This is a genomic window from Hymenobacter metallicola (genome assembly GCF_004745645.1).
Lineage (GTDB): Bacteria > Bacteroidota > Bacteroidia > Cytophagales > Hymenobacteraceae > Hymenobacter > Hymenobacter metallicola.
Genome location: NZ_SRMB01000001.1, coordinates 1,188,899 through 1,207,182, shown reverse-complemented (window position 1 = coordinate 1,207,182; position 18,284 = coordinate 1,188,899). Strand labels below are relative to the sequence as shown.

Genomic DNA, 18,284 nt, shown 5'->3' with positions numbered 1-18,284 from the left:
AAAGCCGCAAGCTGCCCGCTTTTCGGCTGCGGCAATGACGACGGAAGAGCTACGGCCCGCCCAGTGGCCAAAAAACCTTCGCCAAAGCCATAACTGGCAATGTAATGGCTGGTGCCTGGCAAAGGTAAAAAGCCGCTGCTCCACAAGGAACAACGGCTTTCGTACCCGGCAGTGGTTAGGGCAAGCTTACTCGACCACCAGCCGGACGGCTTGCGAGCCGGCACGGCGGTGCACCGGCTGAAACAGTACTAATCGGTGGCATCAAACGAGCCATTAGCGCCGGTGCGCACTGTGCCATCGGGCAGGAGGATGGTGCTTACCGGCGGGGCCGTGCGGGTAGCCGGGGCCTGGGCCTGGGCCTGGGCCAGCTCGGGCAGCAGAGTCAAAAGAAGCCCGAGCAGGCGGGTATAAAAATGAAGGGGGCGGGTCTGGTCGGCCCGCAATACCAGTGGGGATACGTGCTGCATGCAATAGGAGGAGTGCCAACTCCGGTAGTAAGACGTGGATGAGGGGTGCGTCAGGCGCTTGCTCAGCCAGAAGGATATCGAGAAAAAGCAGGGTAAATATAGGTGCCGACCTGACAGTTGCACTATGTGAAGGTCGGTTTGTATAGGGTAGTGCCAGTTTCTACAATGCTGGTTATCAGGCTGTGCAGCAGAGCTGGCATCCTTAGGCCGGGGCTACATGGCGGCTACTCACCAAAAAGCCGCCGGCCCGGGTGGGGCGGCGGCTTGATTAAGTAGGCCGAAAATGAGAAATAAGGAAGTCACCGTAGTGCAAACAGTGCCTTGCCGAATTCCGCTGGGCTGTCGAGCGTGGCGCGCCCTCGCCCAGCGCAGGTATTACTGCGGGGCCAAGGGCGGTAGGCTCTGGCGTAGCAGATTCAGCACACTGGTAGTAGCATACTCAATATTGAGCTGCCGGCCCCGGTTGAAGGTGATTTTGCGGGCTACCGTCTGGTGGTCGTCGGCGTAGGCCAGCCAGAAAGTGCCCACGGGTTTTTCCTCGCTGCCGCCGTCGGGGCCGGCAATGCCGCTAGTGGCAATGGCTACATCTACCCCCAGCCGGCGGCGGGCCCCTTCGGCCATCTGGCGCACCACTTCTTCGCTTACCGCCCCATGTGCAGCAAGGGTTTCAGGTAACACGCCCAGCTCATTGATCTTGATGTTGTTATGATACGAAACAATGCTGCCCAAAAAGTAAGCGGAACTGCCCGGAATGCTGGTCAGCTTGTGGGCTACGTAGCCGCCGGTACAGCTTTCGGCCGTGCCGATAGTCAGGCCCCGCGCCAGCAGCAGCTGCCCTACGGCAGCTTCGAGGGGTACTTCGCCTTCGGCAAAGAGATGGTCGCCGAGCAGGGCGCGCAGCTCGGGCATCCGGGCTTCCATGCGGCCACGCAACTCGGGCTGACCATCGTCGGAGCCGGTCAGGCGCAGGCGTACCCCGCCCAAATACGGCAGGTAGGCCAGCTTCATGTTGCTCGGCAACGCGTCTTCCCAAGCCGCAATTTTTTCGGCCAGAAACGACTCGCCCAGGCCCACGGTCTGCACGACGATGTGCTCGATGGGCGGGGTCTGAAAGTGGCGCTTCAGGCGGGGCAGCACCGTGTCGGTCATCATCCGCTTCATCTCAAACGGCACGCCGGGCATCGACACAAATACCACGCCTTCGTCCTCGAACCACATGCCCGGGGCCGTCCCCACCACATTGCGCACGGGCGTGCAGGAAGCGGGCAGGAAGGCCTGTTGGCGGTTTACTTCCAGCATGGGTCGGTTGAAGCGGGCAAAAATGGCTTCCACGTCGCGCAGGGAAGCTTCATTGAGCACCAGCTCGGTACGGAAGTAGTCGGTCAGGATGTTTTTGGTCAGGTCGTCTTTGGTCGGGCCCAGGCCCCCGGTGATGAGCACGACCTGGGCCCGGGTCCGGGCCGCGTCCAGAGCCTGCACGATTTCGTCGGCGCGGTCGGAAACACTCGTTATCTGGCGCACCCGAATGCCGAGCTTGCCCAGCTCCTGGCCCATAAAAGCGGAATTGGTATCAATGACCTGTCCATAGAGGAGCTCGTCGCCAATGGTAATGATTTCTGCGTCTGGAATGTGGGACATGGAACCGGTGTTAGGAAGGAGAGGGAATTTGGTGCAATTTGGGGCCAACGCGGATAAGACGCTCACTAAGGGCTTCGGGTTTTTCGCTTTTTTCTCTGCTATGCTTCGTTTCCGCATTCTTGTTGCCGCCCTGATCTGTACCCTGGCCGGTGCCCAAGCCGTTCAGGCCCAGACCAAGACCACCGCCAAAAAGACCACGACGAAAAAAACCACGGCCAAGGCCCCGGTTAAAACCACGACCAAGACCACGACCAAGGTAACGACCCCGGCCGTCGTGACACCGCCCGCCCCGCTGACCGTAGCCGAAGCCAATACCGGGCTCAAAGAAGCACTAACGCAGAGCGTAACCCGCGCCGTGGACATTGCTGGCTCCGCCGAAGGCTTTAATGCCAACGAGGATATCCGGATTACCTTCCCGGCCGAGGCCGAACTAGTGGCTACCACCCTGCGGGGACTACGCATGGGGGCCCTGGTCGATAAATTTGAAGTGGTGCTCAACCGTAGCGCTGAAGCGGCCGCGGCTCAGGCCAAGCCTATCTTCCTGGGAGCCGTTCAAAACCTAAGCTTTGCCGACGCCATGGCCCTGGTCACGACCCGGGAGCCCGACGCGGCCACGCTCTACCTGCACCAGAACACGGAGGCCCAGCTGCTGACGGCTCTTAAGCCCATTGTGCAGCAGTCGTTGGAACAAACCGGTGCTACCAAGCTCTACGCCGAGATGATAGCCCGCTACAACAAGATTCCGCTCGTGACGCCGGTAAATGCCGACCTGACGGCCTATGCCACCCAGAAAACCTCCGATGGTATTTTCTCCCTGATGGCCGCCGAGGAAGGCCGTATCCGCCTGAACGCAGCGGCCCGGGGCTCGGCCGCGCTGAAGCGGGCTTTTGGCAAATAGGTCCACCCTCAGGCCCGGCTTACCCAGCCCAGTTGGCTTCTTCGGCCAGCTGGGCTTTTTTTGTGCCGCCCGGGCAGAAAACTGGATTGAATAAAATTGGCCAGGTTTGTGTTTTACGAATGACGTCGGCCAGGTTGGCCGGGTTTTTCGCTCCTGTGCATCATGAAAAAGAAGAGCTCCTTTCTCCTGCTCCTGGCCCTGACGGCCCTCAACTTCTCTGCTTCCGCCCAAAAGATTGATTTGTCGAAAATCGGCCAGATCCTAACCAATCGGGCGGGTACGGCGGCCAAAACCAGTTCTACCTCGGCTGGGAGCGTAAGCCAAACGGAAGCGGCTATGGGGCTCAAGGAAGCCCTGACCCAGGGTATCACCAAAGGCGCCGACCAGGCCTCCAAGCAGGACGGCTTTTATCTGAACCGGCTCATCCGCATTCCTTTCCCGCCCGATGCTCAGCGGGTCGCCACTTCGCTGCGGGCCATTGGGCTGGGCTCCCAGGTCGATAAGTTCGAGCTTTCCCTGAATCGGGGTGCCGAAGATGCGGCCCGGAGTGCTAAGCCTATCTTTTTGTCGGCCATCAAGAGCCTCACGTTTAAGGACGTCTGGGGCATCCTGACCGGGGAAAAAGACGCGGCTACCAACTACCTGAAGCGCACGACCACCTCCCAGTTGACGACGGCCTTCAAGCCCATCATTCAACAGTCCTTGGACAAAGTGAATGCCACGCGCTACTACACCGATTTGACCACCCGCTACAACATGATTCCCCTGGTCAAGCCCGTGCAAACAGATCTGAATCAGTACGCCACGGACAAAGCCATTGGCGGCTTGTTTACGCTGATTGCGCAGGAAGAAGCCAACATCCGGGAAAACCCGGTGGCCCGTACTACCGAGCTGCTGCGCCGGGTGTTTGGCGGCAAGCAGGGCTAGGCTGTCCGGAATTACCACAAAAAAGTCCGCCTGGAATGCTCCAGGCGGACTTTTTTGTTGGTTAGTAGCTGCTACCAGCAGCTACATTAATAGTCGTCATCATCGGAGTAGCGCGAGCCCCGGCTGCCGCGGCTGCTACCAAACGAGTCGTCGTCGTCGTCATCGAAGTCATCGTCATCATCCAGGCTGGAGAAGCCCCCGCCGCCATCCGGATCTTCGGCGGCTTCAGCGGTAGTGTATTCCTCTTCCGTCATGTTGGCCAGGTCCAGGGCTTCGTCGTGAGAGGAGCCCGTATCGCGCCACATCAGATAATCGGCGTACTTGGCACTAAGGCGGTCTTCGTCGTTGCCGCGGGTTTTGCTGCCGCCGGTTTTGGCGAAAGTATCCAGCTCATCGTCATCGTCGAGGAAGTCGTCGTCGAGGTCGTCGTATTGTTTCATGGCCTTGTCAGGGCTGTAAAGTGGGAAATATTGAAGAAGCTAGCGAAACAGGTCCGGCTGCGAAGATACGGGTGCCGCGGCCGGAGGTTGGACATGCAAGGTAAAAATCGACGGGAAAATTCCCGGCTTATTCCTCTTCTCGGCAAGTTGGCTGAACAATCCTTCAGCTTACGAGAAAGGGGATTTTCATCCGAATTAACGAGTTATACCCAGTAAGCGAAGAGGTTAGGCCCAATCCTGCGAGGCTGGTCAAGCCCGGGCAGAAAAGCACCAAAAGCCATAAAGATGTAAGTTGGCGGCGGGCGGCTTCGGAGCTGTCAGCGGGCGGCTTTGGCCCCAAAATCGGTCACGCTGAGCTGCTGCTGGCAGAAGCCATATTCCTCCGGCACGTTGGAGCTGACTAGCACCAGCCGGTTGGTCACGCTAACGGCGACATGCTCTAGGTACCACTCTACGCCGGTGCGGTCCAAGTTGGTAGTCGGCTCGTCGAGCAGCAGCAGGGGCGAGTCGGCATACAGGGCCAGGGCCAGCTTGAGGCGTTGCTTCATGCCGGAGGAAAAGTCGCGTACCAGCTTGTGGCGGGATTTTTCCAGGTACATCAGCTCAATCAGCCGCGTGGGCGTAATGCCGGGCCGTAGCGGCTTGAAGCGGGTGTGAAAGTGCAGCAGCTCGGTTAGGGTCAACTCCTCAATCAACTCGAGGTAGGGGGCGCAATAAGCCAGCCGGCGGGGCACCTCTTCTACCGGTACTACCTGCCCGTCAACGGAGTAGGTCAGCGTACCCTCCGTCGCCAGGATTTGGCCCGAAAGCGTGTTGAGCAGGGTGCTTTTGCCCGAGCCGTTGGGGCCCAGCAGCGCCGTGGCCGTGCCGGGGCGAAACAGGTGGGTCAGGCCGCGAAAAATCCACTCCCGATGGAAGCGTTTGCCGAGCCCGTTTGCTTCAATCTGCACCGTTGCCGTTGCGGGAATAGCCCTTAATCACCCCACGGCCGGAGTTGCGCACGAAGTTCACGACTTCGTCGCGCTCAGGAGAGGGCAGCAGCTCCAGCTCAATCTTGTCAAGGGCATCGTTGTTGTTCAGGCCGCTCAAAAACAGCAGCCGGTACAGCTGCTGAATCTCGCTGATCTTCTGGTCGGAAAATCCGCGGCGGCGCAGCCCGATAGAGTTGATGCCGCTGTAGGTGAGGGGTTCCCGGCCGGCCTTGACGAAGGGCGGTACGTCTTTCCGCACGAGCGAGCCGCCCGAAATCATGGCGTGAGGGCCTACTTTCACAAACTGGTGCACGGCCGAGGTGCCGCCGATGATGGCATGGTCGCCGATTTCGACGTGGCCGGCCAGCTGCACGCCGTTGGCCAATACGCAGTGGTTGCCCACGATGCAGTCGTGGGCTACGTGCACGTAGGCCATCAGCAGGCAGTTGCTGCCTACGACGGTCTTAAGCCGGTCGACGGTGCCCCGGTTTACCGTCACGCACTCCCGGATAACGGTGTAGTCGCCGATGTGAACGGTGGTTTTTTCGCCCGCAAACTTGAGGTCCTGGGGCATGGCGGCAATCACGGCGCCAGGGAAAATCTTGCAGTTCTTGCCAATGCGGGCTCCCGACATAATCGTTACGTTGGGGCCAATCCAGGTGCCTTCCCCGATTTCCACATCCTTGTCGATGGTAGTGAAGGGCTCCACTACCACGTTTTGGGCGATTTTGGCTTCGGGGTGAATATAGGCGAGCGGCTGGTTCATTCGTTGGTTAATTAGTAATTAAGAATTAATAACTAAGAAGGTTCTCAACGTTGCGGGAGCCGCTTTTCGTCCGAGAGTCAGACATTCTTACTTACTAACTGCTAATTGAAAATTAGGCGTCTTTGCGGACAATGGCCGCGCTCATCTCCGCTTCCATGACCACTTTTCCGTTGACGAAGGCCTGGCCTTTCATCTTGGCAATGCCCCGCTTGATAGGAGACAACAGCTGACAGCGGAAAATGATAGTGTCGCCGGGGGTAACACGCTTGCGGAAGCGGCAGTTCTCGATGCCCAGGAAGTAGGTCCAGTAGTTTTCGGGGTCGGGTACGGTGTTGAGCACCAGGATGCCGCCGGTCTGGGCCATGGCTTCGATCTGCAGCACGCCGGGCATCACCGGGTTGCCGGGAAAGTGCCCCGGGAAGAACGGCTCGTTGATAGTCACATTCTTGATGCTGGCTACCGTGTTGGCATCCAAGTGAATGATCTTGTCGATGAGCAGGAAAGGGTAGCGGTGGGGCAGGGTCTGGCTGATCTGGTTGATGTCCATCACCGGCTCGCGGCCCGGGTCGTAGGTCGGCACCGAGGAGGTGTTGGCCTCCATCATCTTCTTCTTGATCTTCTTGGCAAAGGCCACGTTGGCCGCGTGGCCGGGGCGGGCTGCCAGGATCTGACCTTTCAGCGGCCGGCCCACCAGGGCCAGGTCACCGACCATGTCGAGCAGCTTGTGGCGGGCGGGCTCGTTTTTGTAGCGCAGATCGACGTTGTTGAGAATGCCTTCCTTCTTGACGGCCACTTTGGGCTTGCCCAGCATGGTGGCCAACTCGCTCAACTCCTCGTCGCTCACCACCCGGTCTACCACGACTATGGCATTGCTCAGGTCGCCGCCCTTGATCAGGTTGGACTTGTAGAGAGCCTCGAGCTCGTGCAGAAAGCAGAAGGTGCGCGAGCTGGAAATTTCGGAGGTGAACTGGGTGATATCCGTCAGGGAGGCGTGCTGGGAGCCCAGCACGGGCGAATTATAGTCCACCATTACCGTCAGGCGGTAATCGTTCAGGGGCAGGGCGGCAATTTCCACGGCCCGGGCATTGTCCACGAAGCGGATTTCCTCGGGAATCTCGAAGTAGTTGCGCAGCGCGTTTTGCTCTTCCAGGCCCACAGCCTGAATAGCCTGGATAAATTCAAACGAGGAGCCGTCCATGATGGGAGGCTCGGGCCCGTCGAGCTGAATCAGCACGTTATCGAGTTGCAAGCCCACCAGGGCGGCCAGCGTGTGCTCTACCGTATTCACCCGGGCGCCGTTCTGCTCGATGGTCGTGCCACGGGAGAGGTCCACCACGTTGTCGACGTCGGCATCCACAATGGGCTGGCCGGGCATATCCACGCGCTGAAACTTATAGCCATGATTAACCGGCGCGGGGCAAAACGTCATGTTGGCCGAAACGCCGGTGTGCAGGCCAATGCCGCTCACGGTCACCGGCGCCTTGATGGTATGTTGCTTGTCGTTCATTGGAAGAGTTGTCAGCTAGCAATTGTCGGTGGTCCGTGAGCAGGCAGTCTCAATGGAACTGGCCGGACAACGGACAACAAGCGACTGATAGCTAAATAGGCTGCAAAGCTAGGACTTTTCCGACATGGATGAGTTTCGCTCCAGGTCGCTCAGGCGGCGCTCTATCTCCGGCAGGTGGCGGAAAATGGCGTTGGCGCGCAAACTGTCGCGCAGATTAAACGCCGGGGAACCCTGCAGCAGTACGCCTTCGGCCTTGATGGACTTGCCCACGCCTGACTGCGCCGTCACGGTAGTGCGGTTGGCCAGCGTGAGGTGGCCGGCCACGCCGGCCTGCCCGGCCAGGACGCAGAAACTGCCAATCTTGGTGGAACCGGAAACGCCGGTTTGGGCGGCAATAACGGTGTGGCTGCCTACTTCCACGTTGTGGGCAATCTGGACCAGGTTGTCGATTTTGGCGCCTTCCCGGATGATGGTCGAGCCCATGGTGGCGCAGTCGATGGTGGCATTGGCGCCCACGCTCACATTGTCTTCCAGCACCACGTTGCCGATCTGCGGAATGGTTTTGTAGGAGCCGTCGGGCTGAGGAGCAAAGCCGAAGCCATCGGAGCCAAGGACGGCGCCGGCGTGAATGGTGCAGCGCGCCCCGATAACTGTTTCGGCGTAGATTTTAGCGCCGGCGTAAATAATGGTGCCGTCGCCAATCACGCACCGGTCGCCGATGTAGGCCTGGGGGAAAATCACCACGTCGCGGCCGATGCGGCAGTCCTGGCCGATGTAGGAAAAAGCCCCGCGGTAGTGGTTGTCGCCAATGGTGGAGCCCGTGCCCATGAAGGCGGGCTCCTCCACGCCGCGCCGGCCGGTGCGGGTGGCCTGCTGGTAGAATTCGAGCAGGGTAGTGAAGCTGGTATACGGGTCGTCGACGCGAATCAGGGCCGCGGGCACGGCTTGCTTCAGGGTCAGGGTTTTACTGACAATAACGGCCGAAGCGCCCGTCGTATACAGGTGGGGTTCGTACTTCAGGTTCGACAGGAAGGAGAGGGCCCCGGCCTGCGCTTCTTCAATTTTTGCCAAGCGGTCAATGCGCAGCGAGGCGTCGCCTTCGACGACGCCGTGCAGCACTTCCGCAATCTGGCCTACCGTAAATTCCATTGCGCAAAAGTAGCGGTTGGTTTTTGGTTTTTGGTTTTTGGTCGTTGGTTATCCCCTAAGGCATTGCTGCATTGCGCTTAAACTCAGCCGGAGTGCCAAAAACCATAAACCAAAAGCCAAAAACTCGTTTAGTGGGCAATTTCTTTGGGGTAGCAGATGTAATGCTTCTCGACGCGCTGGCCCAGGGCCCGGATGTTGGGCAGGTCGGAGGCTTCGGCCACGTTGACAACCCGGCCGCTCTTGGTCAGCACGTCGATGGTGTCTTTGCCGGCCGCGTCGTAGGCGTTGTTGCTGATGCGGCCGGCGAGCATCAGCTGGCTGGCATCCTGGGGCGAAAGGTCGAATTTCTCGGCAATGAGTTCAATAACGCCCAGACCCAAATCGTCGTCGAAAGGCTCACTCTGCAGAATAATCTTGAACAGCTTGCGGTCCAGCATGCTGCGCGACATGTAGCTGAGCACCTTGTCGGGGTGCTGGGCCCACATTTTTACCGCACTCCACACGTCGGTGTCGTCGAGCTGCACGAAGCGCTGCAGAATGCTCTCGTCCTGGGAGAAGTTCAGGATGCTGACCGGCTTGGCCAGGAAATAGTGCAGGTCGGGGGAGGCGGGTACTTCGTGGCCGGAGCGGACCAAATCCCGGGCCCGCTGAATGATGCGGATAATCATTTGCTCGGCCGAGGTGACGGTTTTGTGCAGGTAGACCTGCCAGTACATCAGGCGGCGGCTCACCAGAAAATTCTCGATGCTGTAGACGGCCTTTTCCTCCAGCACCAGCTTTTCGTCGACTACGGTCAGCATCTTGATGAGGCGGTCGGCCCCGGGGCGGCCTTCCTGCACGCCGGTATAGAACGAGTCCCGGTTGAGGTAGTCGAGGCGGTCCATGTCGAGCTGGGAGCTGACGAGCTGGTGGAAAAACGGCCGCTCGTAGGTGCCCTGGAAGATGCGAATGGCCAGGTCCAGGGCGCCGTCGTGCTCCTTATTGAGCTTCTGCATCAAAAACAGGCTGAGCTGCTCGTGGGGCACTTCGTGAAAAATGGCGTGCTCCAGGGCGTGGGAGAGCGGGCCGTGGCCGATGTCGTGGAGCAAGATGGCCATCAGGGCCGCTTCGCCTTCCCGGGCCGAAATCTTGACGCCTTTGTCCTTGAGCGTGCGCAGAGCCAGGGTCATCAGGTGCATGGCGCCCAGGGCGTGGTGAAAGCGCGTGTGCAGGGCGCCCGGGTACACGAAGCCGGTGAGCCCCAGCTGCTGGATGCGGCGCAGGCGCTGGAAGTAGGGGTGCTCAATCAGGTCGAACAGCAACTCGGTGGGCACCGTGACAAAGCCGTACACCGGGTCGTTGAAGATTTTCTTTTTGTTCAATGCAGAAAGCTGTAGCGCGCCGCGGGTGGGCACGAAGGCGGAACATATAGCAGGCAGAAAAGTTGAGATACAACAACCTGCGAGGCCAGGCGCGGAACCCAACTCAACAATTTTTGGCTTCTTTACGGCGGAGTTCGGCGGCTGAATATCGGATTGCCGTAATTTTTCAGAACCAAAAACCGGGTATTGGGAGTAAAGCTACTTACGAAACGTCATTTGCAACCTGCTTGCGCCATTTGCCCTCTTTGAGGTCTACACCTGGTAACGGGCCGGTTTGTCTGAATGTCCCCTTTCTGAAACGCCGGGCGGGTTTGCCGGGCGCGACCTTTTCAAGATTCCCAACATCCTTATATGCAACGGTACTCCATCCTCTGGGCCGACGACGAAATCGACCTGTTGAAACCCCACATTCTCTTTCTGACCGAAAAAGGCTACGACGTAACGGGCGTGAATTCCGGCGCCGACGCCATTGAGCAGGTCCAGGAGCAGAATTTCGACATTGTCTTCCTCGACGAGAACATGCCCGGCCTGACCGGCCTAGAAACTCTGACCGAAATCAAGACGGCCAAGCCTACGCTGCCCGTTATTATGATTACCAAGAGCGAGGAAGAGCACATCATGGAGGACGCCATCGGCTCCAAGATTGCCGACTACCTCATCAAGCCCGTCAACCCGAACCAGATTCTGCTCAGCGTGAAAAAGGTGCTGGACAACAAGCGCCTGATTTCGGAGAAAACCAACAGCAGCTACCAGCGCGACTTCCGCCAGCTGGGCATGCAGCTCGGCGACCGGCTGAGCCCCTCAGAATGGGCCGACGTGTATAAAAAGCTGGTGTACTGGGAGCTCGAAATTGATGAGACGGAAGGCAAGAGCATGGCCGAAGTCTTCAATATGCAGAAGGACGAGGCCAATAACTACTTCTGTAAGTTCATCATGGACAACTACGAGGAGTGGGTCAATAACGAGGCCGACGACGCGCCCATGATGTCGCACGAGCTGTTTCAGAAGCGGGTGTTTCCGCTGCTGAAGGAAACCGGCGACACGCCTGTCTACTTCCTGCTCATCGACAACCTGCGCTACGACCAGTGGAAGATTCTGGAGCCCATCATTGCCGACCTGTTCACCGTGGACCAGGAGGAAATGTACTACTCGATTCTGCCCACTACCACGGCCTACGCCCGCAACGCCATCTTCTCGGGCATGATGCCCGGCGAGATTCAGAAGAAGTACCCCAACCTGTGGGTCAATGACGACGACGACGAGGGCAAGAACCTGAACGAGGCCGAATTCATGGAAATTATGTTCCAGAAGGCCAACCAGAAGCACAAGTTCAGCTACAACAAGGTTACCAACCTGCAGGCCGGCAAAGACCTGCTGGGCAAGATGAGCAACCTGCACAACAACTATAAGTGCAACGTCATCGTCTACAACTTCGTGGACATGCTCTCGCACGCCCGCACCGACATGGCCATGATTCGGGAGCTGGCCGCCGATGAGTCGGCCTACCGCAGCATCACCCGATCCTGGTTCCTGCACTCGCCCCTGTACGAGATGCTGCAGGTTATTGCCGAGAAAAAAGGCAAGCTCATCATCACCACCGACCACGGCACCATCCGGGTGAAGCGCCCCTTCAAGATTGTGGGCGACCGGAACACGAACACCAACCTGCGCTACAAGCACGGCAAAAACCTGGGCTTCACCGACAAGGATGTGTACGTGGTACGCAAGCCGGAGCGCATCTTCCTGCCCCGCGAAAACGTGAGCACCGCCTACGTCTTCACCCTGGGCGACTATTTCTTCGCCTACCCCAACAATTACAATTACTACGTGAACTACTACAAGGACACGTTCCAGCACGGCGGTATCTCCCTGGAGGAGGTGATTATTCCGTTTATCACGCTCACCTCGAAGGCGTAGCGGGAGTGGATTTTGAATACCTTAGGTAGCGGCGGGTTTCTTCGGAGGCCCGCCGCTATTGTGTTTTTAATAGATTGAGCCTGATGAGAGCAGCAGTTATAGTATGTCTGATTCTAATTAGTGGTTGCAATTCGCAGGAAGGTAAGATAAAGCTGAAAGTTCCTACGGCCACTACCTCGATTCACGAACAAGAGACGAAAATAACCCTGACGGATTTTGCAGTCATTCCAAACTTCCAACCTAACCCTGTTTCGGTGGCCGAGCTAAACCAAGTGGATGCCTTATTAAGAGCCTGCGTCACCGAGTTCAATAAGGCTGCGGAAGCCGACTATGCCGATATGCAAAAGGCTCATCCGGAAATACCGTTTCGAAAGGAGAATTACGTTATTGACCTTGCCCGCTACAGAAAACAATTGGTTGTAAACGTAAATAGCCAAGGTGCCAAAATAGTATGGGTCAACTGCTTCTGTGGTGATGAAGCAGACTTTCCATACTGGAAAAAGCGGATCGTAGACGTAACAGACGGGGGTAACTGCTTTTTCAACGTCCGGTTGAATCTGACTAAAGGCACGTGGGAGGACCTACGAACAAATGGAGTGGCGTAAACACAAAGGGCCGCCCAACTGGGCGGCCCTTTGTGTTAAGTACAATCCCAGTGCGCGGAGTACTTATGCTGATACGGAAACCGGACTTCCGTTTCCTCGGCGCCCTGCCGAAGCTGGTGGAGGGCTGTGCGGGTTTGCATGCGGTGCTGGCTCCAAAGCCGTTCTCGGAAGAATCGGCTAGGCTGATAGAGCCGATATGCGAAGCTGCTGTAGAGCCGAATCCGGCCGCATTGCCGGGCCGTCCAGGCCCAGCGCTTTTTAGGTTGTTTCATGCGAGTTGTAGGGTGGTACCTACAGCTCGTGACAAGTGGTGCGGTGGCGTTTCATGTAATTTAAGGAGCGGACAGCCGGCTAGTTCTGTAGAGGTACTTTTGTAAAGGTGCCCGTGGCCGTAACGGTGGTAGTATTCTCGACGTAGGACGCGCTGAACGAGCCGCTGCGCAGGTTGCTGCCGTCTTCACGCAGGCTGTTCAGCTTGCTGTCCGGGTGGCTGGGGCTGACTGTTGAAAGGGACTTGCTCTTGGTTAGATCTTGCTCCGGAAAATAGGTGATGGTGGTTAGATACGTGGCCGACATGGGCGCCCCTTTGTCTCGCATAAAGCCCAGCAGGATAGAGGGATACTCGTTGCGCGAATACACCAGCGTGGAAGTCGAGCCATCGGAGTTCAGGGTTTCCGTAAACACGGCATTGCACTGCACCGGCTGGCCTTTAATGGTAAAGGTCATGTTGTAGGCCGGCGGCTGCGGATCCGAATTCTTCTGGCGGCATCCGCCCAGCAGGATAGCGCCCACCAGCAAGGCACTGTATAAAATCTTCATAGGATACTGCGTTGGAAAAAAAGCGAGGTGTAAACTTACCTGAATACTGCGCAACTCCGCTGGTTCATCTACCCGGAAACCTTAGTTGGCAACCGGCTTATACCGGCGCGTGGTCGTGATGAGTATCAACCCATTGGCCGCGCGGGTGCCGCCAATAGCGGCGGCCGAGGTACCGGTCAGCACCTCTACTTTCTTCACGTAGCGGCCTGGTATATCTTCGGGCTGAAAAGCTGGTCCCATCGGTACTCCATTTACCACGAACAGGGGCTTTGGCGGGTCAACTGATGAGGCGCTGATCATGCGCAACGGGCGGCGCTTCAGCGAATCGACATTCGTAACCGGCATCATGCACGCCCGCGTGAAGCTTTGCGCGTGCGCCTCGAAGCCAGCAAGCAGGAGGCTGGCTGCCAGAAGGTGAAATCGTAAAGGTGTGGTTAGTAGGGTTATAGACATGCAGCAACGAAATGAGGGTAGCGCCTTTCGGTACGGATTCTACCAGGGTTGATGCCGGAAGGAGCAAGAATGCACAAGGACGCAACTATATTTATTTCAACCGGCGGGGCGGCCAGATGCCGCCGCCCGTCGTAGCTTACGCAGCTTTTACCCGCAACCAGTCCGCATGCCCTACTCCTTGTTGCTCTTCGATTACGACGGCACGCTGTGCGACACCCGCCAGGCCATTGTCTACGGCTTTGAGCGCACCTTCGACCATTACCAGGTGCCCCAGCCCAACCCCGAAGTGGTGTATTCAATGATAGGGCGGGGGCTGGTGCTGGGCCAGATGCTGCGCGAGCTGCGGCCGGAGCTGTCGGAGCCGGAAGTGGCGGAATGGGTCGTTACCTACCGCGAAATCTACGCCCGGGAGGCCGAGCCCCTGGTGACGCCCTTTCCCGGGGTCCACGACCTGTTTGCCCAGCTTACGGCCCAGGGCGTCATCATTGGGGTGCTCAGCAACAAGGGCGCGGCCGTGCTGGAAGCCTCCCTGGCCCAACTCGGGCTCTTGCCCTTCGTGGCCCTGGTCATCGGCGACGGAACGATGCCGGAAAAGCAGCTGGCCAAAAAGCCCGACCCCATGGTGTTTCACGAAGTAGTGCAGCCCCGCTTCCCGGAAGTGCCCGCGCACAAAATTCTGATGATCGGCGACACTCCTGCTGATTTGCAGTTCGCCCGTAATAGCCGCATCGACTCCTGCTGGGTCACCTTTGGCTTTGGCGAGGCCGCGCAGTGCCGGGCCCTGCAGCCCACCCATACGGTAAGTCACCTGCTGGAAATACCCGCTCTGCGCCGCGTGCCGGTTTTGTAGCCGGCAGCTGGTCGAACTATCTAAAGACGCCTGCTGGCGTTTCCTTGCGGGCCAATCGGCTGCCGGGAAACGTCGGCAGGCGTCTTTGCTGCTTGTTTATGGTCCGGAACCGGTAAGTCCTGACTCGGGTCCGCAGGCGCGCGGGGTAGAGCCGCGCGCCTGCGGTCGACTTGCGGTGCCCGGCGGGGGTGATAGAAGGGTGGGGCAGCGGTGAAATGGATTTCGCCGAAAGCTCGGCATTGCGGTCCTGCCGAAACGGGTTTCGGCAGGACCGGCCCTGATACGCTGGAAACGGGCTTGGGCAGGCTGGCACTGGGTTTGGAAAAGGGGAGAGGCACAGATTCTTCACCCTAACCACTTGTCAGTCATGCACAATATTGATCGGACCCTCCAGGAGCTGGAGTCGAGCGCCACCACCGGCGAGTATGAGAATAGCTTCGAGTTTGAGTCGCAGGGCGAATACGGCCAGGAAATGGAGCAGGAGTTTGGCCAGGAGTACCGTGGCGAAATCAGCCAGCAGGAAAACCAGGAGTTGGAAATGGCCTACCAGCTGCTCGAAATCAGCAACGAGCAGGAGCTGAACCTGTTTCTAGGTGATTTGCTGAGCAAGGCCGCCAGCGCCGTGAAGGGCGCGGCCACCAACTTCGTGGCCTCGCCCACGGGCCAGAGCGTGGGCAAATACCTAGTGGATGTGGGCCGTAACACCCTGCCCCAACTGGGCGCGCAGGTGGGCAGCCAAGCCGGCGGCGCCCTCGGCAGCCGTGCCGGTAAAGCCCTGGGAGGCCGACTAGGGCCCCTGGGGGCCAAGGCCGGCGGCTTTCTGGGCAACCAGGCCGGTAAGGCAGCCGGCGGAGCTGTAGGGGGCTGGGCCGGTACGCAGGCCGGCAACTGGCTGGCCAATAATGCCCAGCGCATCTTCAACCTCGAATTCGAAGGCCTAAATCCCGAAAGCCAGGAGCTGGAAATAGCCCGGGCCTACGTGCGCTTTGCCTCCGATGTGAGCCGGCGCGCCGCCCGCCTGTCCCGCCAGAATCCGCGCCTGACGCCGGCCCAGCTGGGCCGCCAAGTGCTGGGCGCAGCGGTGCCGCAGCTGGCCCCCGGCCTGGCCGACGGCATCGGCAGCTTCGGTGGCGCGGCCCGCTCCAACAGCGGCACTTGGGTTCGGCAGGGCCGCACTCTGGTCCTGTATGATGCCTAGGGGCAGCGTACGGGTGCGCTGGTGCGTTGTCGTTCGGTTTGCGCCGGGTGCGCACCACGCTCCCCAGTTCGCCATTTCACTCTTTTCTATTTCACCACTTCACCCTTTCCGCCATGTACAACAATGAGTTTTCGCAGGAATTTGAGCAAGCCCTCGGCCAGGAGCAGGAGTATGGCAGCTCGCAGGAGACGTTTGAGTTCAATCCCGAATTCATGGGCGAAATGAACGGCGAGTCCTATGAAATGAACGGGGAGCTTCAGGAAACCCAGGAAATGGAGCTGGCCCACGAGCTGCTTGAAGTCAGCAACGAGCAGGAGCTCAACCAGTTTCTGGGCAAGCTGATTAAAAGCGCGGGCCGGGCCGTGGGTAATTTTGCCAACTCCTCGGTGGGCCGCGCCATTGGCGGCGCCCTCAAGTCGGTGGCCAAAGTCGCTATTCCCATTGCCGGCAAGGCCCTGGACTCCTTCGTGGGCGGCCCCGTGGGCGGCATGATCGGGGGCAAGCTGGGTTCGATGGCCACCAACCTGTTTGAATTGGAACTGGAGGGCCTTAGCCCCGAGGACCGCGAGTTTGAAACCGCCCGCGCCTATGTGCGCTTTGCCAACTCGGCCATACGCCGCGGGGCCAGCCTGCAACGGCAGCGCCCGGGCGTGCCGGCTCCCACGCTGGCTCGCACCGCCCTGGGCCAGGCGGCCCGGCAGCACGCGCCGGGCTTGCTGCGCAGTGGCAACCAGCGCAGCCGCGGCGCCAACGGCCGCTTTAGCAGTCCGGGCCGCCGCGGAAGCCGCTATGGCTACGCCGGTACCGGGGGCGGCAATCTGAACGTGAGTGGGGGCTTTGCCCAGGATCAGGATCAGGACGGGCCAGGGGATGATGGAGCCGGCTTCGACGGCGGTTTTGGCCAGGATGGCGGCGAGCAGGACTATGCCCCCATGCCCATCGGCCGCGCCTCGCGCGGGACGTGGCAGCGCCGGGGCCGCACACTCGTTATTCAGCTCTAGGCCATGCGCAGCGCCGCCGACACGCAGTTTCTGGTGAACGAGGCCCTGGCCTTGTTCAGCCGCCTCCAGACGGTGCGCTCCTTCTCGCTCAACACGCCCATGGTGCTGGCGGCGGCTGTTTCGGCCCCGGCCCAATCAGCCATCAACGACCACCTGGCCCGTATTGCCTTCGATTTGCGGCGCCGCCTCCAGGAGTTTGTGCGCTGGATGCAGGGCCCCGACAGCCAGGGCCTGAGCACGGCCGAGGCCCAGGCCAAGTTTGTGCTGCTCAAGCTGCGCTTCAACAACCTGCTCGACCAGGTCGACATCTTTGCCGACGTGCTCAGCCAGCGCGGGGAGCACGGCACGGGCACCTGGCTGGCGGGCCTCGACGTGCTGGCCGAAGACGCCCTGCGTTTGCCCGGCAACTACTTCGAAGCGCCGCCGCTCATCTGCTTTGCCGAGCGCGGGCACGGGGCGGCCATCCGAAGGGCCCGCACCCGCCTGCCCGGCGGCGACGACAACCCGGTGGGCGTCATCCAGATTCCGCGGGAGCGGATGGTGGGCAGCGGCATTGCCTCGTCGCTGATTCACGAGGTGGGCCACCAGGGCTCCGAGCTGCTGGAACTGACTAAAACCATTCGCCTGGAGCTGGACAAGGAAGCGGCCAAAGGCGGGCCCGAGCAACTCGGGTGGCTGTTGCTCAACCGCTGGCTCAACGAAATCCTGTCCGACTTCTGGGCGCTGGGCCACCTGGGCATCGGGGCTACCTACGGGCTGATGAGCGTGGTGAGCCTGCCCAGCTACTTCGTCTTCCGTATCGGCACCGACGGCCCCCACCCGTTTCCCTGGATTCGGGTGCGCCTGAGCCTGGCCCTGGGCGAGGCCCTGTATCCGCACCCGCAGTGGGCGGCCCTCACGCGGCAGTGGCAGGCGTTGTACCCCACCGACGGGCTGACGGCCAGCAAGCAGAAGCTGATTCGGATGCTAGTAGACCTGCTGCCGCGCTTTGCCCAGCTCGTGCTCAACCACCGCTCCCAAGCCTTGCGTGAGCAGCGCCTGGCCGACTTGTTCCCAATTGCCGAGCGCCAACCGGCTCAGCTGCAGGCCCTGTTCCGACAGTGGCAGCAGCAACCCGCGCTGCGCGAGGCCGCGGCCCCGTCGCTGGTCTTTGCCGTCATCGGGCAGGCCCGGGCCGATGGGCAGCTGAGTCCGCCCCAGGAATACCAACTGCTGGCCCGGCTGCTGACCCGCTGGGCCCTGAACCGGGCCCGCAACTACGGCCTGGCGCCGCCGCGCGTGCCGGCCCCACCCTCTCACTCTCTAACCACTTGAATC

The 18,284-nt window shown here is 59.8% G+C and carries 19 protein-coding genes; 8 read left to right on the top strand and 11 right to left on the bottom strand.

Annotated features, from left to right (window positions below):
• Positions 1-248: 248 nt before the first annotated feature.
• Entirely contained in the window at positions 249-467 is a 219-nt protein-coding gene (locus tag E5K02_RS05085) for a hypothetical protein (protein WP_135392696.1), read from the bottom strand.
• A 375-nt stretch (positions 468-842) separates the two neighbouring features.
• Positions 843-2,105, bottom strand: coding sequence for a competence/damage-inducible protein A (locus tag E5K02_RS05080; RefSeq protein WP_135392694.1), 1,263 nt, complete (start codon positions 2,103-2,105; stop codon positions 843-845).
• 100 nt (positions 2,106-2,205) lie between these two features.
• Between E5K02_RS05080 and E5K02_RS05075 the strand changes: the two genes are divergently transcribed.
• Positions 2,206-3,003 (top strand): DUF4197 domain-containing protein, encoded by a 798-nt coding sequence (locus E5K02_RS05075; RefSeq protein WP_167856287.1) that lies wholly within the window; start codon positions 2,206-2,208, stop codon positions 3,001-3,003.
• Positions 3,004-3,165: 162 nt separating this feature from the next.
• Positions 3,166-3,930, top strand: a complete 765-nt coding sequence (locus tag E5K02_RS05070) for a DUF4197 domain-containing protein (RefSeq protein WP_135392690.1) — start codon at positions 3,166-3,168, stop codon at positions 3,928-3,930.
• 86 nt (positions 3,931-4,016) lie between these two features.
• Here the strand turns inward: E5K02_RS05070 and E5K02_RS05065 are convergent, their stop codons facing one another.
• From E5K02_RS05065 to E5K02_RS05040, 6 genes are all read right to left on the bottom strand, one after another.
• Positions 4,017-4,370 (bottom strand): hypothetical protein, encoded by a 354-nt coding sequence (locus tag E5K02_RS05065; protein WP_135392688.1) that lies wholly within the window; start codon positions 4,368-4,370, stop codon positions 4,017-4,019.
• Positions 4,371-4,687: 317 nt separating this feature from the next.
• Complete coding sequence (locus E5K02_RS05060; protein WP_135392686.1) at positions 4,688-5,320, bottom strand: ABC transporter ATP-binding protein; 633 nt, start codon at positions 5,318-5,320, stop codon at positions 4,688-4,690.
• On the bottom strand, positions 5,310-6,107 hold the full coding sequence (gene lpxA, locus E5K02_RS05055) for an acyl-ACP--UDP-N-acetylglucosamine O-acyltransferase (protein ID WP_135392684.1): 798 nt from the start codon (positions 6,105-6,107) through the stop codon (positions 5,310-5,312). Before lpxA ends, E5K02_RS05060 begins: the two co-directional genes overlap by 11 nt.
• Positions 6,108-6,219: 112 nt before the next feature.
• Positions 6,220-7,614, bottom strand: coding sequence for a bifunctional UDP-3-O-[3-hydroxymyristoyl] N-acetylglucosamine deacetylase/3-hydroxyacyl-ACP dehydratase (locus E5K02_RS05050; protein ID WP_135392682.1), 1,395 nt, complete (start codon positions 7,612-7,614; stop codon positions 6,220-6,222).
• A gap of 108 nt (positions 7,615-7,722) precedes the next feature.
• Entirely contained in the window at positions 7,723-8,763 is a 1,041-nt protein-coding gene (gene lpxD / locus E5K02_RS05045) for a UDP-3-O-(3-hydroxymyristoyl)glucosamine N-acyltransferase (RefSeq protein WP_135392680.1), read from the bottom strand.
• 128 nt (positions 8,764-8,891) lie between these two features.
• A complete protein-coding gene (locus tag E5K02_RS05040) occupies positions 8,892-10,124 on the bottom strand; it encodes an HD domain-containing protein (RefSeq protein WP_135392678.1) in 1,233 nt (410 codons plus the stop codon).
• 351 nt (positions 10,125-10,475) lie between these two features.
• On the opposite strand from E5K02_RS05040, the gene porX reads away from it, so the two are divergent.
• Positions 10,476-12,041 carry a T9SS response regulator signal transducer PorX gene (gene porX, locus E5K02_RS05035; RefSeq protein ID WP_135392676.1) on the top strand — a complete coding sequence of 522 codons (1,566 nt, stop codon included), beginning with the start codon at positions 10,476-10,478 and terminating at the stop codon, positions 12,039-12,041.
• 83 nt (positions 12,042-12,124) lie between these two features.
• Positions 12,125-12,646: a hypothetical protein gene (locus tag E5K02_RS05030; protein ID WP_135392674.1), complete on the top strand. Its 522-nt coding sequence runs from the start codon at positions 12,125-12,127 to the stop codon at positions 12,644-12,646.
• 35 nt (positions 12,647-12,681) lie between these two features.
• Here the strand turns inward: E5K02_RS05030 and E5K02_RS05025 are convergent, their stop codons facing one another.
• The 3 genes from E5K02_RS05025 to E5K02_RS05015 form a co-directional block, all read right to left on the bottom strand.
• Positions 12,682-12,918 (bottom strand): hypothetical protein, encoded by a 237-nt coding sequence (locus E5K02_RS05025; RefSeq protein ID WP_135392672.1) that lies wholly within the window; start codon positions 12,916-12,918, stop codon positions 12,682-12,684.
• Positions 12,919-12,997: 79 nt separating this feature from the next.
• A complete protein-coding gene (locus tag E5K02_RS05020) occupies positions 12,998-13,465 on the bottom strand; it encodes a hypothetical protein (RefSeq protein WP_135392670.1) in 468 nt (155 codons plus the stop codon).
• An 81-nt stretch (positions 13,466-13,546) separates the two neighbouring features.
• Positions 13,547-13,813, bottom strand: a complete 267-nt coding sequence (locus E5K02_RS05015) for a TonB-dependent receptor plug domain-containing protein (protein ID WP_167856286.1) — start codon at positions 13,811-13,813, stop codon at positions 13,547-13,549.
• Between the two features lie 271 nt (positions 13,814-14,084).
• Here E5K02_RS05015 and E5K02_RS05010 point away from each other — a divergent pair, with 271 nt between their 5' ends.
• From E5K02_RS05010 to E5K02_RS04995, 4 genes are all read left to right on the top strand, one after another.
• A complete protein-coding gene (locus tag E5K02_RS05010) occupies positions 14,085-14,768 on the top strand; it encodes an HAD family hydrolase (protein WP_135392666.1) in 684 nt (227 codons plus the stop codon).
• Positions 14,769-15,135: 367 nt separating this feature from the next.
• Positions 15,136-15,966: a hypothetical protein gene (locus E5K02_RS05005; RefSeq protein ID WP_135392664.1), complete on the top strand. Its 831-nt coding sequence runs from the start codon at positions 15,136-15,138 to the stop codon at positions 15,964-15,966.
• A 113-nt stretch (positions 15,967-16,079) separates the two neighbouring features.
• Positions 16,080-16,967, top strand: coding sequence for a hypothetical protein (locus tag E5K02_RS05000; RefSeq protein ID WP_135392662.1), 888 nt, complete (start codon positions 16,080-16,082; stop codon positions 16,965-16,967).
• A 3-nt stretch (positions 16,968-16,970) separates the two neighbouring features.
• On the top strand, positions 16,971-18,281 hold the full coding sequence (locus E5K02_RS04995; RefSeq protein WP_135392660.1) for a hypothetical protein: 1,311 nt from the start codon (positions 16,971-16,973) through the stop codon (positions 18,279-18,281).
• The last annotated feature ends 3 nt before the right edge of the window (positions 18,282-18,284 follow it).